This is a genomic window from Paraburkholderia polaris, from assembly GCF_012927345.1.
Lineage (GTDB): Bacteria > Pseudomonadota > Gammaproteobacteria > Burkholderiales > Burkholderiaceae > Paraburkholderia > Paraburkholderia polaris.
In genome coordinates, this window is the sequence record NZ_JABBGJ010000009.1 from 156233 (window position 1) to 173118 (window position 16886).

Below are 16886 nucleotides of genomic sequence, written 5' to 3' on the forward strand. Positions count from 1 at the left end.
GGAAAGAGGAGGAGGCTAAACCTGCTACTATAACGACTTTTCAAGACCGCCGTTACGGCTTCCTGACAGCCCGAAGAAGGCACAAGGTAAGCTGTAAGGCAGCGGTCCAGCGCCGCGGGAAAGAGGTCTAACTGGGGCCATTTTCCGCGAGTACAAGGCGCCGCGAGGCTCCAGACGAGCGTGTAGCAAGGCCGCCGGCCCGAATGCCGCGCCGCATGCATGCCGCCGTCCAGCCGTCTCGTGGTAAGCCGCCTGGTTGTGGCCGTCCCGCGGGGAAGGTCCGCTCGCGGTGTGCCGCCCAGCGGTAGGCCGCCCCGCTCATTCAAAGAACGCTCCCGATGTCCAATCCGTCCGCTACATCCTCACGCATGAGCGCGCCTGAAATGCGCGCGACCATGTCGCTAGCCGCCATCTTCGCGCTGCGCATGCTCGGTCTCTTCATGATCATGCCGGTGTTCTCCATCTACGCGAAGACCATCCCCGGCGGCGACAACGTGCTGCTGGTGGGTATTGCGCTCGGTGCGTACGGCGTGACGCAGTCGCTCCTGTATATCTTCTATGGCTGGATCTCCGACAAGATCGGCCGCAAGCCCGTCATCGCCACCGGGCTGCTGATCTTCGCGCTCGGCAGCTTTGTCGCGGCGGGTGCACACGACATGACGTGGATTATTGTCGGCCGGGTGATCCAGGGGATGGGCGCGGTGTCTTCGGCGGTGCTCGCGTTCATCGCCGACCTCACCTCCGAAGAGCATCGCACCAAGGCGATGGCGATGGTGGGCGGCAGTATCGGCGTTTCGTTCGCGGTGGCGATCGTCGGTGCGCCGATCGTGTTCCATTGGGTCGGCATGAGCGGCTTGTTCACGCTGGTCGGCATCTTCTCGATTCTGGCGGTCGGCCTGGTACTGTGGGTCGTGCCGGATGCGCCCAAACCCGTGCACGTGCGCGCGCCGTTCGCCGAGGTGCTGCATAACGTCGAACTGCTGCGCCTGAATTTCGGCGTGCTCGTGTTGCACGCCACGCAAACCGCGTTGTTCCTCGTCGTGCCGCGCATTCTCGAAGCCGGCGGCTTGCCGGTGGCTTCGCACTGGAAGGTGTATTTGCCGGTGATGGGCCTCTCGTTCGTGATGATGGTCCCGGCGATCATCGCCGCTGAAAAGCGCGGGAAAATGAAAATCGTGCTGCTGTCGGCGATCGGTCTTATCCTGATCGGACAGTTGTTGTTGGGCGTCGCTCCGCATACGATTCTGAGTGTGGCGGCGATCCTCTTTGTCTACTTTCTCGGCTTCAACATTCTTGAAGCATCGCAGCCTTCGCTGGTGTCGAAACTGGCGCCGGGCTCGCGCAAGGGCGCGGCCACGGGCGTCTACAACACTACGCAGTCGATCGGCCTTGCAATGGGCGGCGTGATCGGCGGCTGGCTGCTGAAGGCTGATGGTCAGAGCGCAGTATTTTTCGCCTGCTCGGGGCTCGTGTTTTGCTGGCTTATAATCGCGGCAAATATGAAACAGCCGCCGCGCAAGAAGGCGTAACAGCGCCCCTAACCCTGGGCGCTTCACGCCGGACCCCCAAGGGGACTTCCTTCGGGGCGGAAAACTTGGGACGGCCCGGCGTTTTCTTGACAAAACTCACCCGGCGGCGGGCTGAGGCGCAGTTCTGGTCTCGGGCCTGCTGGCCATGAGACGCGAACAGTGCGTTGCCGCGCCGCCTGCAACGGAATCAACAGGAGAAACTCATGGCATCCGTGAACAAGGTCATTCTCGTCGGCAATCTCGGAGCCGATCCGGAAGTCCGCTATCTTCCGAGCGGCGACGCACTGGCGAACATCCGCCTTGCGACGACGGATCGGTACAAGGACAAGACGTCCGGCGAAATGAAAGAAGCCACCGAATGGCACCGTGTGGTGTTTTTCGGCCGGCTCGCTGAAATCGTGTCGGAATATCTGAAGAAGGGCTCGTCGGTGTACCTGGAAGGGCGCATCCGTACCCGCAAGTGGCAGGCTCAGGACGGCACTGACCGTTACTCGACCGAAATCGTCGCCGAGCAGATGCAAATGCTGGGTGGGCGTGGCGGCTCGATGGGCGGCGGCGGTGGTGGCGATGAAGGCGGTTACAGCCGCGGTGAGCCGTCGGAGCGTAGCGGCGGCGGCGGCGGTCGCGCAGTTTCGGGCGGCGGCGCTTCGCGTGGCGGCAGCGGTGGCGGCGGTGGCGGTTCGAGCCGTCCGAGCGCGCCGGCTGGCGGTGGCTTTGATGAGATGGACGACGATATTCCGTTCTAGAACCTACTTTGTTGTTTTTTTGTTGATTAAGGCCCGCCTGCCCAAAGCACGCGGGCTTTTTCTTTACCCACACTTTATTTTGTGGTTTAGTAGAGTTTAAACATAACTACTACTTGAACAAAATGGTGGGTAGATGACGAGATTCATCGCGAAGCGCGTCAAGTTTCGGAACGGGGAGCGCTACTCCGTTTTGAGCAGACCCGGTGGCCTGCCGGTTCACGAAGTTACTTTGTATCTTGCGAAATACCGCAAGCGCGGCCGAGCCGCCAACACGATTCACTCCGTTTGCATGGCATTGGCATTGCTTTACCGTGAGCTTGCCAAGGCTCGCGTCGACTTGCTCGAACGGTTGCGAAAGGGTGAGTTTTTGACAGTGCCCGAGCTCAATCGATTAGCCGATGCTGCTCAGTACTGGGTATCTGACCTGTCTTACGAGGACGCAGATAAACCGGAAAGCGCGAACGTCATCGATATCAAGCGAATTCGGATGCGGCGCAAAGCGGCAGTAGAGGACGTCAAGGCGGTCAACGCGGCGACCCAAGCCTCGCGAATCAGATACATGGCGGATTTCCTAGACTTCTTGGCGACCTATATAGGCGCTACGCTGTCGGCGTCCCTGCGTCAGAATCTATCGCTTGAAAATGCCCACGCACTTAAAGCGTTTCGTGCCCAAGTGCCGCAAGTCCCCAAGCGGGCCAAGCTCGGTGCCAGGGAGGGGCTTTCAAAGGAAGACCAGGACCGGCTTCTCGCCGTGGTTCGCCTAGACTCGCCCGACAACCCGTGGGAGCGAGGTTATGTCCGCTACCGGAACTGGCTCATTGTTGTGCTCTTGCTCGCGACCGGCATGCGTCGCGGCGAGTTGCTGGGCATTCAGCTTAAAGACCTCCATCAAAGCCTGCCCAAGCTGCGCATCATGCGGCGGGCCGATGCAATTGAAGACCCCCGTCGCATTCAGCCGAATACCAAAACCAACGACCGAGAGGTGGAGGTGCGGCCGGAAATTATGCGGGCCGTCTGGAACTACATTAGGCACCACAGAAAGAAAACCAAAGCCGCTCGCAAGTACCCGCAGCTCATCGTCTCGGATGAAGGTGAGCCGCTGTCGTTAAAGAGCATCGACAAGATATTCGCGGACCTTCGTGAGGCTTGCCCGGGCTTGCCCGTCAGGCTGACGAGCCACGTGATGCGTCACACGTGGAACGAACGCTTCTCCGAGCAGGCTGAATTGATGGGGCTGACTGATGCGGTGGAAGAGAAGGCCCGAAACGAACAGCAAGGATGGGTTGATGATTCAAAGTCAGCCGCAACTTACACTCGCCGTCACGCTAGCCTGAAAGGACGTGAAGTCTCCCTGAAACTACAAGAACAACTCGATGTCCCAGACAACTGAACTTCGCCCTTCCTCCTTTGCACTTGCCCTCACCTTGCCGGAGCGCGTATTTACGCGCAGCGGAAGCAGCTTCGACCCAAGGGAAGACCTTTGGGAGTGGGTGGATGGCCCGTTTAACGCGCGAATCGACTTTCGCCCTTACAGCGACGGCTTCGAAGCGTTCGTTCCGTCGCTGAAACATGCCCTGCTTCCCTTCGTCAAGGGGCACTCGTCTGCGCATGTCATGAACCTGGAGAGCGCATTCTCCCATTTCGTGGACGCCACGCAAACCTGTCCTGCAGGGGCGATTAGCGCACAACATATCTCTAATTACGCAGCCAAGCTGGGCGAGACCGAAGTTGGGCGACTCGGGACGCTCAACGGCCTGCTACAAAAGTGGGTCGACCTCGGAATGCCAGGTGTGGACCCGGAGTGTGCGACGTATCTTGCGGAACGCCGGAAGCCCGGAAATAAGAAGGGCGAGGCCGTTAGGACGCGAAATCCAGTTGACGGTCCTCTGAGCGAAGAGGAGTACACCGCGCTGTACTCGGCGGTTAACGCAGCCTATGGGCGCGGGGAGCTTCCTTTGTGGACGCTTTTGCTCACCCGGCTGCTCCTCGCGTGTGGTGGGCGTATTTCCCAATACGCCTCGCTCAAGCTTGGCGACTTCGACTGCGGCACGTTAGTGCTTAGCCTTCCGCAGGCCAAAACGCGTGAGAAAAACGCGCGAAGCAGCTTTCTCGCGTTTGATATCAGCCCACAAACGGGGCGGCTCATCACGGACTACAAAAATGGCTTGCAGGCCGAGGGTTACAACGACAACTCCGCCTTCTTCCCACAAGACCTAGTGATGCCCAAAGGTCCGCGCAAGCAGCTACGGACCAATAAAGACTTGTTTTACGGCCACTGCACTCCGAACACGCTGTCGAGTTGGTTCCGGAATCTTATGGCGGAAATAGCACCACCAACCTCTCGCCTCGACTTCGCCCCAATGCCTCTGGCACCCAAAAGGTTCCGGTACACCTTTGGCACCCGGCTAGCCGAGGAGGGTGCAAGCAAAGTGGTCATCGCGAACCGCATGGGCCACGCAGACCTGCAGCAGGTCAATGTGTATGTCGCAGCCTCTCCGAAGATTGTGGAGAACATCGACAAGACTATGGGTGCGCTACTCGCCCCGCTTGCCCGGGCTTTTAAGGGGCATGTCGTAGAGGATGAGGAGCACGCTACCCATAAAGGTGCTCCGGGCAGCCGCATCATCGACTTCCGAGTCTCAAAAGACCCAGTAGGCAGTTGCGCAGGCAAAGGCAGCAACTGTGCCTTCAACAAGCCGGTTGCCTGCTACGCGTGCTTCCGGTTCGAGCCCTGGCTTGACGCTCCCCACTCGAAGGTGCTTGAGCGCTTGGAGTTTGAGAGAGAAAACTGGTCCGCTGACGACCGAATGGCAGCGGTGAACGATGAGCCCATCCGGGCAGTCAAGGAGGTCATCGCGCTTTGCGCGCAGATTTGGCAGCAGCAGGCCCAACGGGAATCGGAGGCCGTTTCGTGAGCACTCCAGTCCTCAACTTCACGCCTCGGGCCGAATTGGAAGCTTTGGCCAACCTCGAGGCCTTCGTAGCGCTCTGTAGGGGCTCGGACGTGCTCGGTGCCGCTGCGCAGTTCGATAAGAACGTTTGGGTTGTCGGCTACTTCAAGGGGCACAACAAAGTGAACCGGGTGATATTCAGCACCCTGGAGGCGTCCCGCGAAGACAAACCCGTGCCGAGCCTGCCGCATCCGTTTCTTGATTTCGCCAAAGCGACTCTTGTCTACCTTCACGATAAGCGGCCGGTGACATCCCAAGGTCCGCGCATTGCCGCACTTCGATGCATGGAAGCAGCTTTGCGCGAGTTGAGCAAAGGCTCGCGACCGACGGCCGTGGACGAAATCGTGCTGGACAGCGCCGTCGAACTGGCCAAGCAGAAGGTTTCGCCAGGTGTGGCCTATCGGACGGCCGGTCAGATTGAATATATAGCTGATTTTATGCGCTCCAAGGGGTTCATTCGCTTTCGTCAAAGCTGGGCGCATGGCGTCAAAAAACCGCAGGAGGTGGGCTCTCGCATCTCAAAGGAGGCGCTGGCCGCACGCCAGGAGAAGCTGCCTTCCGCCGCCACGCTTCGTGCGCTTGGAGCCATCTTCCACGATGCCATCGAGCCAACAGACATCTTGGTCGCGAGCAACACCGGCCTGATGCTCTGTGCGCCGGAACGTATCAACGAAGTGATGCGGCTTCGGCGAAATTGCCTGGTTGAGGGCGATGGCGAATTTCGCGGGAAGCTGGGGCTACGGTGGTCAGGGTCAAAGGGTTTCGAGAACACCACGAAGTGGCTCCCAACTGAAATGGTACCCATTGCACGTAAGGCCGTCGCAAACATCATCAAGGTTACAACGTCGGCACAGAAATTGGCGGCTTGGTACACGGAGAATCCTAAGAAACTGTATCTGCCCGAGGGGGCAGAGGAACTTCGGGACACGAAGGTTCTCTCGTTGGAGGAAATCGCCCTCATCCTATGGGGTGATGAGACGGCGAGCGAATCTGCCAAGTCTTGGGCGCACAGGACAAACAAGCTGCCCAAACAGTCGCTTAGCGGGCACCCTTTCGGCTTTCTCTTTGAGGACGTTGAGCGCACCGTCGTCGCCATGCTTCCAGAAACGTTCCCTTACGTGCCGGGCGCTCCTGAGCTACTGTGTAGTGAGTCTATGGCGCTCATGCGCACAAACGAAACGCATTCGGAGAAGGCGACATACCTTTGCATGTTCAGTTGCGTTGACTCTGGTGTTATCACGAATCGATTCGGAGCTCGTGAGGGTCGGCGCTCCATCTTCGAGCGCTTCAACTATACCGAGGATGACGGTTCCCCTATCGAGCTTCAGAGCCATAGCTTGCGCCACTATTTGAACATGTTGGCGCAGACCGGCGGCTTGAGCAGCGCCGAAATTGCCATCTTCTCCGGTCGGGCCGACAAGAAGCAGAACCGTCCCTACGACCATATGACCTCAGACGAGGTGCAGGCACCTATCAGTCAAGCGTTGAAGGACGGGTTCACGTCCGAATTGGAGCCGGTCTTGGGGGCCGGGCGCGAGTTGTTCACGCGCAGTGAGTTCAAAGGGCTGGGACTGACTGCGGCACACACGACGGATTACGGCTGGTGTGCTCACGACTTCGCGAGCGAGCCATGCCAGATGTACCGCGACTGCATCAACTGCGAGGAGCAGGAATGCATCAAGGGAGACCAGCAAAAGGAAGCGAACCTCCGGTTGCTGAAGAGTGAGACCGAGTATCTGTTGAAGCAGGCTCAAGAGGCTTTGAGCGAAGAGGAGTATGGCGCTGATACCTGGGTCAAGCACCAACTGCTCACCCTCGAACGGGTCAATGCTCTTCTGTCGATTCTGGAAGACCCGGCGGTACCCGTTGGGGCGCGGATTCGGTTGGATGTATCCAATGCGCCGCTCATCACGACCGATGACGTTCACCCAGTCAAGGTTATTAAGTTTACGCGACGAAAGGTGCTTGCATGAAAAAGAACCGGGCACCGGATTTAACCGACGAGCGAATTACCGCAATAGTCGAGATGTTGGATGAGTGGAAAGGCAAGCTCACCTGGGAGCTCTTGCTGGATGCGGTGGAGGCATCTACGGGTCACCGCTATTCCCGGTTCACGTTTGCCGAATATCCGGAGATTGCCAACGCCTTCTCGCTCAGGAAAGACGCATTGCGCGGGACTTTGCCACGTGAGCGAGGCGAGCCTCGCGACGAACGGGTTCGTGCGGCTCTTGCGCAGGCTGACCGCTACAAGGCCAAAGCCGAACGGCTCGAAGCGGAGAACCAGCTCCTGACCGAGCAGTTCGTGACGTGGGCGACTAATGCCGAGCGCAAGGGCGTCACGATGGACATGTTGAATGCCCCGCTCCCCAAGCCCGAGCGAGACCGTTCCAAAGGAGTGAAGTGATGGCAAGCGGACAGCAGGTCGCCGAGGAAAATGTGTTTCGATTCACGACCTGGGCGGCATCCAGGACCGACGAGGACTTCCGGAACATGGTGACGCGAGGCGTCCTGTCGCGCACAGAAATCGCGGCAGAGTGTGGGTTCGCGAAATCGGCGCTCGCGCAAAATCCACGCATTCGGGATGCGCTCAAGAACCTGGAGGCGGACCTGCGCGAGCGTGGCGTGCTTCCGCAGCTTGTGTCGGGAGACGAGCCGGAAGCGTTGCCGCCTAGACTCCGCGCTGCTGAGTCGCCTCGCGCGGCTCAGGATGCAGAGCGCCTCTCCCGACTTGAGCAGGAGAACGCCAGTCTGAAAGCGGAGAATGCCGAGCTCAAGCGCATGTTAGGCCGTTACGCGGTGATTCAGGAGGTCCTCGCGGAAACGGGGAGGCTTCCTCGGTGAGCGACCCTACGAATGTCACGCTGCGTGTGACGGGGGTCCGGTCTCAAAACCCTCGAGGCTTTGGCGGAGCCATCTTCACCGGGGTTCCGGTTGACGCTGAAGGGTCCGTCCTTGACGCGTGCACGTATGTCGTCGTCAAGGCGACCCGGGCCACCCTTGGCGGAGCGAAGGTCGAGCGAGGGCAATGGTGGACAGTTGCAGGACAACTGGTTGAGCGTCGGTCCGTGGTGGACGGATTTGAGCTGGTTGAACAGCAAGTCGATGCGGAGGTCGCATATCTCGCGCGGCCGACCGGCGAGCATCTCGTCACGTTCATCGCTGAGAACCCCGCCTTCGAGGGGTTCGGAACAGTCAAAGCCAGACGGCTCTGGGAGCGCTTCGGTGAGCAGCTGTACCAACTGCTCGACGCCGGCGACCCGCACCCGTTCACGGATGTCCTCGCCGACGCGGCGGCGCAGCGCCTCGTCGATGCATGGGCGTGCCACGGGGAGTCCCGGACCCTCCAGTGGCTACAGACCGCAGGTTTCGACATCGGACTGGGACGGAAGGTGCTTCGGTACTTCGGTGATGAAGCGCAAGCTCGCATTGAGGAAGACCCATATCGCCTGCTATCGTTTGCCGGCAAATGGTCTGCTGTCGACGCGATGGCCCAGACGCAGTTCGGCGTTCCGTCCGATGACCCTCGCCGGTTACGCGGGGCAATCGAGGAGGCGTGCTACCGGATGTTCGCCGCCGGACACACAGTAATCCTGTCCTCAGACCTGACTGAGCAGGTCGCTCCATTGCTGGGACGACCACCGGTCGGCGGTCCATGGCGAGACTTGCTCGCAACCGCCGTATCGGAGGGGCTCAAAAGTGGCCACATCGTCCAGACGCAGCACGGCCTGCAACCGCTGGGCGCTCTTGTTATGGAGCGGCAGGTAGCCAAAGCTATCCAGGAGCGCCTGTCCGGTGACCGCCAGCAACTGCTCTCCAGCGACCGGGTCGAGCGCATCATCGCCGCTTGCGAAGCGGAAGACGGCATCGAACTGAATCCGGAGCAGCGGACTGCTATCCGGATGGCCACCCGGCACGCGTTTGCCTGCATCACGGGCGGGGCCGGCGTTGGCAAGACGACAGTGCTGAAGTCATTGTATCGGCTGTATCAGGACGCCGGCACCAAGGTCTTACAAGTGGCACTTGCTGGGCGGGCCGCGAAGCGGATGCACGACGCCACCGGCATTCCCGCATCGACCATCGCCAGCTTCCTCAACAGCGTCAACGACCTGACCTTCGACGGCCCCACGGTGTTGGTCATCGATGAGGCGAGCATGGTGGACATCATCTCGATGAGCCGGCTGTGCCGGGCGTTGATGCCTCACGTACGGCTCGTTCTCGTTGGCGACCCGTATCAGCTCATGCCTGTCGGGCCTGGTCTTGTCCTTCACTGCGTCATGAGAGTGCCGCGCATCCCGTCGACCGAGCTGAAGACCGTGAAGCGGTACGGAGCAGATGTCGCCGCTGTGGCCTCGGCCGTGCGGGCAGGCTTCTGGCCGAGCATCTCTGCCGATGAGGCGGCGCCTGTTGCCTTCATCCCGTGCGATGACCGGCTAATCGCAGACAAGGTGGCGGACCTTTATGCGGTCGATACGGTTGGCACGCAGATACTTGCTCCGCTGCGAAACGGCCTGGCGGGCACGAAGGCCCTCAACGAGGTCTGTCAGCAGCGGTTCACCGGCGCCGCCGCAACCGTGACTCGATGGAATGATGAGTTTGACAGTCCGGAATACTGCGGACTTAACCTCGGAGATGTGGTTCTTTGCACTCGCAACCTCTGGGACAAAGGTTTGCAGAACGGCTCAATGGGCCGGGTCGTTGAGGTCGCGTCCCTCGCTACCGCGTCTGGCGATGAGGTAGAACGCGCGCTAGCCTTGGTCGAGTGGGACGATGGTGTTTGCCGCGAACTCACGTCGGAAATGCTTGAGGACGTCGAGCTCGGGTTTGCGGCGACCGTGCATAAGGCACAAGGCTCTCAGTGGCGCCGCATCATCGTCCCAGTCACTAGGTCAAGACTGCTGGACCGGACGCTTTTATACACAGCGATTACTCGTGCTCAGGTCCAAGTCATCCTGGTCGGAAATGCCGAGGCTGCCCGGAGAGCTGTGGAAGCGCCGCCGAAGGCGCACAGTCGAAGGGTGGCGTTGGACCTTGCCTTGATGCAGTACCTCGCGGAAGTCGGCGACGAAGTGCTTCTACCGGCCTGACGTCGCGACGGCGCATGACGAGTCAAGGGCGGGCGCCAGCCCGGCGAAGCGGACCCTTGACCGCCGACGGTTTGCCACGCTTTGGCATGGTTGGAAGCTCGGCATTCTCGTGCTTCCAACCATGCCATTCCGCTGCGGAGTTTGCCAAGCTCGTGGCGCGACCGATTACCCACAAAGTTGAAGAAAACAAACTGTATCCATTGACGTTGGCACCGGGCGCAGCACACTATCAACATTCTATTTGCCACCGGACCTCGCAGATGCCCTCACTCACTCACATCCAAGCCGCTAACAACAGTTTTTAGTGGGGATAACCATTTTAACCTTGGCGTTAGACGTGTGAATGCAAAAACCCCGCTTTCGAGCGGGGTTTTTTATTGGGCCATAGGCGCGAGCCGCCCGCCTGGTTGACGGCGCAAGGTGCCGTCAACCAGCCGCGTCCTTCGATATTTAGCCCATCGGTACGCTGCCGGACAGCGTTTTACTGCCATCGAGGGTAAACCTTCCAGCATGGTCGGGCGTGCCTCAGCGGCATGTTTGCGACGAATTGCGGCTCAGCTTCCGCAAACTCGCCTTGACTTTCGCCCGCCTGCCGCCAATACTGAATTCATACTTTGTACGGACAAAGTAACAAAGACGTACAAATCACCCCAAAACAGGAGACAGACATGGAATCCGACGTTGCAGTAACAACCCGCATCCGCGCCAGCTATGGCCGCTACCTCGAAGATTTCCACGTAGGCGACATCTACGAACACCGGCCGGGACGCACCATCACCGAAGCCGACAACATCCACTTTTCGCTGCTGACGATGAACTTCCATCCGATGCATTGCGACGCCGCCTACGCGGCCAAAAGCGAGTTCGGCCGCCTCCTTGTCAACAGCGGGCTAACGGTCGCCGTGGTGCTCGGGCTATCGGTGAACGACGTCAGCGGCAAGGCGATCGCCAACCTCGGCTGGAAAGAGATCCGGCTCACCGCCCCGGTGTTTTGCGGCGACACGATCTACGCGGAATCCGAAGTACTCGAAAAGCGCGAATCGAAATCCCGTCCGGGGCAGGGCATCGTCACCGTGCAGACTCGCGCGTTCAAGCAGGACGGCACGCCGATCATGGACTTCGTGCGCAGCGCACTGGTGCCGACGCGTGGAAACGGCGTAGGCGACTGACACGCCTGCGCGGCTCGATCGTTGGGACACCGAACCCACGACTCGCGCAGCCTGGACACAACACACAGCAGAACGCAGCGCCAACCTGCCAGCAAGAGCAGACGGCGCGCGAATCCCGGCGGCGCCCGAACAACGCGTCGCAATGCGGCAAGCGTAAGCAGAGCCGCATGCACACCAAGGAGACAAAGGTGGCTATCGGTATCGTCAATTCGGGCGCGCGACTTGATCGCCTGCCTATCGCGTCCTTCCACTGGAAGGTTCTAGGGCTCATCAGCGCCGGCGCCTTTCTCGACGCCTTCGACATCTATCTCGCAGCCGGCGCGCTCGGTGCAATGGTGAAGTCGGGCTTTTCCGATCTGAGGCTGAACGCGCTGTTCATCTCCGTCACCTTTCTCGGCATGCTGATCGGCGCCGGTTTCGCCGGCTATCTTGGCGACCGCTTCGGGCGCCGCTCGTCGTATCAGACCAACCTGCTGATTTTCGGTGTCGCGTCGATTGCCGCGTGTTTTGTCCCGAACATGACCTGGCTGATTGCCTTGCGGTTGATCATGGGCATCGGCCTTGGCGCCGAACTGGTGGTCGCTGCCGGCACCTTGTGCGAATTCATTCCGCCTGCTTCACGCGGACGGTGGACCGCACTGCTTGCGTTCATCATCAACTCCGGCTTGCTGGTGTCGACCGCGGTGGGTTACGTCGTGATCCCGCTTCTCGGCTGGCGCTATATGTTCGCGATTGCGGGCATCGGCGCGATCATCGTGTGGGTGTTGCGGCATCGCATGCCTGAATCGCCGCGCTGGCTCGAATCAGTAGGCCGCGCTGAAGAAGCCGAGGCGACGGTCTCGGCGATCGAGCAGCAGGTGCAGCGTCAAAAGGGTCCGTTGCCACCGGTCGATCGCACCGAAAGTCTTGAAGTACCGAAGGCGCCGTTCTCCGCCCTGTTCTCGCACGCGATGCTCGGCCGCACGCTGGTCGCCGCATTGACGGCAGTCGCGGTGAACATTTCGGTGTACGGCTTTGTCGCGTGGCTGCCGACCTTCTTCGTGAAGGAAGGGCTGACCATCGTGCAGTCGCTCGGCTTCACGACGCTGATGGCGTTCGGCGCGCCGGGCGGCGCGGTGATCGGCTTTCTGTGCGCGGACCGCCTCGGCCGTGCGCGTGGTCTCGTGGTCTTTGCGATCGCGACCATCGCGGTTGGCTTCGTCTATCCGAACATGCACGCGGGGTGGGCGATCAGCCTGGTCGGCTTTGTCCTGATCACCTGCATCTACACGGTCGCGACGCTCGGCCTCTTTGCCTACATCCCCGAACTGTTTCCGACCGAGTTGCGTTTGCGCGGTACCGGCACGGCGGGCGTATGCGGACGCGCGGCCTCAATGACGACGCCGTATTTCGCAGTGCTGCTCTACAACTCGTTTGGCGTGTCCGGTGTACTGGCGATGGTGAGCGGCGTGCTGGCGCTGCTGGTGGTCGGCATTCTGCTGCTGCGCGTCGAGACCAATCAGCATGCGCTCGAGCAGATCTCGCCGAGTCTCGACACCCAATCCGATCCGATGCCCGCTACGCAGCAAGGATAAATCGATATGACTTCACTCAGCTCTTCAGTCACGCTCTCCGATCAATATGCACGCTTCGGTCTGGGACTCCATTTGCGTGACATTCCGCGCGCTGTCCAGACGCGCGCCAAGCACCTGATTCTCGACGCTGTTGGCATCGCGCTGGCGTCGCGCGGCTATCCATATGCCGACGTATCGCTCGCGGCATTCTCTGAACTCGGCAGCGGCACTTCGCCGGTGATCGGCTTTGGGCGGCGTCTCGCCCTGCGCGATGCCGCGATGATGAACGGCGTGCTGATTCACGGTCTCGATTTCGACGACACGCATTCTCGCGGCGTGATTCATTCGACGACCAGCGCCTTGCCATGCGTACTTGCACTAGCGGATCGCGATGACATGAGCGGCGCAGATCTGCTCAGTGCGTATATCGTCGCGATGGAAGTATCGACGCGCGTCGCGTCGGCCACGAAGGGCGGCTTTCATCAGGCCGGCTTTCATCCGACGGGGCTGGTCGGCGCGTTCGGTTGCGCGGTCGCGGCGGCGCGTCTGTTGCATCTGGATGAGCTTCAGGTTGCTCACGCGCAAGGCATCGTTCTATCGATGGCCGCCGGCAGCCTCGAATTCCTCGAAGACGGCGCGTGGACCAAGCGCGTTCATCCGGGTTTCGCCGCTGCATCCGGCATCACCGCCGCGACGCTTGCGAAGCACGGTTTCACCGGTCCACGTTCGGCCTACGAAGGGCGCTTCGGTCTGTACGCCAGCCACCTGGGCAAGCGGCTCGAGGAGGACGATCTACAGCTTGCGACCGAAGGCCTCGGCAGCTCGTGGCAAATCGACGAAGTCGCGATCAAGCCACTGCCTGCTTGCCACTTCACGCACGCGGTGGCCGATGCGGCGATCGCGTTGCATCAGGAACATCGCTTCTCGGCGCAAAACCTCGACTCGATAAAGCGCGTGGTAGCCAAGGTGCCGCGTGGAACGGTCGAGGTTGTCTGCGAGCCGCTCGAGCCGAAGCGCAAACCGGTGACAAGCTACGACGCGCAATTCAGCGTGCCGTACATCGTCGCCACCGCATTGCTGAAGGGCCGCTTCACGCTCGACGAACTCGAGCCTGCCGCGCTCGCCGATCCCGCCGTGCTGGCGCTGGCCGCACGAGTCGATTACGAGATCGATCCGGATACCACCTTCCCACGTCACTACACCGGCGAAGTCGTGGTGGAGCGCAGCGATGGCACACGCGTCGCGCATCGCGAGGCGATCAATCGTGGTTGCGCCGACCGCCCCGTGAGCAACGACGACATCGTCACCAAGTTCTACGCGAATGCGCAGCGCAGCGTATCCCGCAGTGCCGCTGAACAGATCGCTCAGTCCGTATTGCAACTCGACGAACGCCCGGCGCGCGCACTCGCCGACACGCTCGCCGGATCCACCGAATCTTCAAGGACGTCATCATGACCGCAACCGAACTCGACACACTGGACAACGATCAACTGATTCTCGACATGCTGGACCGCTTCCTTGAAACCGAAGTGCGGCCCTACGTTCACAAGTTCGATCACGACGACATCTACCCGGAAGAGATCGTCGAAAAGATGAAGGAGATGGGCCTGTTCGGTTGCATCATCGATCCCGAGTACGGCGGCCTGGGCCTATCGACCCGCACTTACGCGCAGATCATCACGCGGATCGCGCGCGTGTGGATGTCGGTGAGCGGCATCATCAATTCACATCTGATTCTCGCGATGCTGGTGCAACGTAACGGCACGCCCGAACAGAAGAGCAAATATCTGCCGAAGTTCGCTACCGGCGAATGGCGCGGCGGTATCGGCTTGACGGAGCCCGACTGCGGCACCGATCTGCAGGCGATTCGCACCACAGCGAAACGTGTCAGCGACGAGTACATCGTGAACGGCAACAAGACCTGGATCACCAATAGCAAGTATGGCAATACGCTCGCGTTGCTGGTGAAGACGGACCCTACTGCAGAGCCGCGTCATCGCGGCATGAGCTTGCTACTGGTGCAGAAGGGCCCGGGTTTTGAAGTCAGCCGTCAACTCGAAAAGCTCGGCTACAAAGGTATCGATACCTGCGAGTTGTCGTTCAACGATTTTCATGTCCCCACCGATGCATTGATCGGCGGCGTGGAAGGCAAGGGCTTGCAGCAGATACTCGGCGGACTCGAACTCGGACGCATCAACGTGGCCGCGCGTGGAGTCGGCATTGCGCTGGCGGCGCTCGAAGAATCGGTTAGCTATTCGCAGCAACGAAAGACTTTCGGCAAGCCGATCTGCGAGCACCAGGCGATCCAGTTGAAGCTCGGAGAAATGGCCACGCGCGCCGAAGCCGGCCGCTTACTCGTAGACGCCGCCGCGCAGAAGTACGACCGTGGCGAGCGCTGCGATATGGAAGCCGGTATGGCGAAATACTTCGCCACCGAAGCCGCGCTGGAAAACAGCATCGAGGCCATGCGGATTCACGGCGCGTACGGTTATTCGAAGGAATACAACGTCGAGCGACTGTATCGCGATGCGCCGCTGCTGGTGATCGGCGAAGGCACTAACGAGATGCAGCGCATCATCATCGCCAAACAGTTGATTGAAAGGAGTCCGGTATGAGTCTGCCCCTTTCCGGCGTGCGCGTGCTCGCCATTGAACAGTATGGGGCTGGGCCGTTCGCGACCCAGCATCTCGCAGACCTTGGCGCGGAGATCATCAAGATCGAGCATCCGAGCAATGGCGGCGACGTGGGCCGCGCGGTCGGCCCGTATTTCTTCGGCGAAGGCGATAGCCATTTTTTCGAAGCGTTCAATCGCAACAAGTACAGCTTGACGCTCGATCTGAAGAAGCCCGAAGCGCGTGCTGTGTTGCTGGATCTCGTCGCCAAGAGCGACGCAGTGTTCAACAATCTGCGCGGCGATCTGCCGGTGAAACTCGGCGTCACATACGATCAATTGTGCGAGGCGAACCCAAAGATCGTCTGCGGGCATCTGTCCGCATATGGCCGTACCGGCAGTCGCGCGGCGTGGCCCGGCTACGACTATCTGATGCAGGCCGAGGCGGGATATCTGTCAGTAACAGGTGAGCCCGATAGTCCGCCGGCACGTTTCGGTTTGTCGATCATCGATCTGATGACCGGCACGACCGCGGCGATGGCGCTGCTCGCCGGTCTCGTCGACGCGAAGACTTCGGGTAAGGGGCGCGATATCGACGTGAGCCTCTTCGATGTCGCGCTGCATAACCTCGCCTATGTCGCCACGTGGTATCTGAACGGCGGCGTGGTGACGGGGCGCGAGAACCGCTCGTCGCATCCTTCGCTCACACCGAGCCAGTTGTACAAGACGCAGGATGGCTGGATCTTCCTGATGTGCAATAAGGAGAAGTTCTGGGGTGTGCTTGCCGGAGTAGTCGACAAACCGTCGTGGGTCACTGATCCGCGCTTCTGCAACTTCCAGGCGCGTCTCGAGAATCGTGAGTTGGTACAGACCGAACTCGACGCGGTACTGTCGACGGCGACCACCGCGCAGTGGCTCGAACGGTTCGGTGGTCGCGTGCCGGCCGCGCCGGTGTTGGATGTTAAGGAGGCGCTGGAGAATCCGTTCGTCGCTGAGCGCGAGTGCGTGGTAAACGCAGAGCATCCGCGCTTCGGGAAGATTCGCGGCGTGGCGGCGCCGGTGCGAGTTGACGAGCCGCTGCCGATGCGCGCCGCACCGGATATCGGTCAGGATACCCAGCGCCTGCTCGACGAGTTGGGCTACAGCCCTGAAAGGATTGCTTTGCTGAGGGAGGCGGGTGTGGTGCAATAAGGCCGGGCGGGTAACTGCCCGCTCCTTCACTTCATTGCACACCGAGATGGCC

13 protein-coding genes are annotated in these 16886 nt (G+C 60.5%); all 13 read left to right on the forward strand.

Translation table 11 applies throughout. The features are described from left to right. Nucleotides 1-338: 338 nt before the first annotated feature. The 13 genes from HHL24_RS10570 (at nucleotide 339) to HHL24_RS10630 (ending at nucleotide 16834) form a co-directional block, all read left to right on the forward strand. Complete coding sequence (locus tag HHL24_RS10570; protein ID WP_169485441.1) at nucleotides 339-1529, forward strand: MFS transporter; 1191 nt, start codon at nucleotides 339-341, stop codon at nucleotides 1527-1529. Nucleotides 1530-1732: 203 nt separating this feature from the next. Further along, nucleotides 1733-2275: a single-stranded DNA-binding protein gene (locus HHL24_RS10575; RefSeq protein ID WP_169485442.1), complete on the forward strand. Its 543-nt coding sequence runs from the start codon at nucleotides 1733-1735 to the stop codon at nucleotides 2273-2275. 133 nt (nucleotides 2276-2408) lie between these two features. Further along, nucleotides 2409-3665, forward strand: a complete 1257-nt coding sequence (locus tag HHL24_RS10580) for a tyrosine-type recombinase/integrase (protein ID WP_169485443.1) — start codon at nucleotides 2409-2411, stop codon at nucleotides 3663-3665. Next, nucleotides 3649-5190 carry a site-specific integrase gene (locus tag HHL24_RS10585; protein ID WP_169485444.1) on the forward strand — a complete coding sequence of 514 codons (1542 nt, stop codon included), beginning with the start codon at nucleotides 3649-3651 and terminating at the stop codon, nucleotides 5188-5190. The genes HHL24_RS10580 and HHL24_RS10585 overlap by 17 nt, the downstream gene beginning before the upstream one ends. Next, a complete protein-coding gene (locus tag HHL24_RS10590) occupies nucleotides 5187-7199 on the forward strand; it encodes an integrase (RefSeq protein WP_169485445.1) in 2013 nt (670 codons plus the stop codon). Before HHL24_RS10585 ends, HHL24_RS10590 begins: the two co-directional genes overlap by 4 nt. Next, a complete protein-coding gene (locus tag HHL24_RS10595; protein ID WP_169485446.1) occupies nucleotides 7196-7630 on the forward strand; it encodes a hypothetical protein in 435 nt (144 codons plus the stop codon). The genes HHL24_RS10590 and HHL24_RS10595 overlap by 4 nt, the downstream gene beginning before the upstream one ends. Further along, nucleotides 7630-8067 carry a VPA1267 family protein gene (locus HHL24_RS10600; RefSeq protein WP_169485447.1) on the forward strand — a complete coding sequence of 146 codons (438 nt, stop codon included), beginning with the start codon at nucleotides 7630-7632 and terminating at the stop codon, nucleotides 8065-8067. The genes HHL24_RS10595 and HHL24_RS10600 overlap by 1 nt, the downstream gene beginning before the upstream one ends. Beyond that, a complete protein-coding gene (locus tag HHL24_RS10605; protein ID WP_169485448.1) occupies nucleotides 8064-10310 on the forward strand; it encodes an AAA family ATPase in 2247 nt (748 codons plus the stop codon). The genes HHL24_RS10600 and HHL24_RS10605 overlap by 4 nt, the downstream gene beginning before the upstream one ends. 668 nt (nucleotides 10311-10978) lie before the next feature. Beyond that, nucleotides 10979-11479 carry a MaoC family dehydratase gene (locus HHL24_RS10610; RefSeq protein WP_169485449.1) on the forward strand — a complete coding sequence of 167 codons (501 nt, stop codon included), beginning with the start codon at nucleotides 10979-10981 and terminating at the stop codon, nucleotides 11477-11479. 167 nt (nucleotides 11480-11646) lie between these two features. Then, nucleotides 11647-13053 (forward strand): MFS transporter, encoded by a 1407-nt coding sequence (locus tag HHL24_RS10615; RefSeq protein ID WP_169485450.1) that lies wholly within the window; start codon nucleotides 11647-11649, stop codon nucleotides 13051-13053. Between the two features lie 6 nt (nucleotides 13054-13059). Further along, nucleotides 13060-14487, forward strand: a complete 1428-nt coding sequence (locus tag HHL24_RS10620; protein WP_169485451.1) for an MmgE/PrpD family protein — start codon at nucleotides 13060-13062, stop codon at nucleotides 14485-14487. Continuing rightward, nucleotides 14484-15647: an acyl-CoA dehydrogenase family protein gene (locus tag HHL24_RS10625; protein WP_169485452.1), complete on the forward strand. Its 1164-nt coding sequence runs from the start codon at nucleotides 14484-14486 to the stop codon at nucleotides 15645-15647. The genes HHL24_RS10620 and HHL24_RS10625 overlap by 4 nt, the downstream gene beginning before the upstream one ends. Then, nucleotides 15644-16834 (forward strand): CaiB/BaiF CoA transferase family protein, encoded by a 1191-nt coding sequence (locus tag HHL24_RS10630; protein ID WP_169485453.1) that lies wholly within the window; start codon nucleotides 15644-15646, stop codon nucleotides 16832-16834. The genes HHL24_RS10625 and HHL24_RS10630 overlap by 4 nt, the downstream gene beginning before the upstream one ends. The last annotated feature ends 52 nt before the right edge of the window (nucleotides 16835-16886 follow it).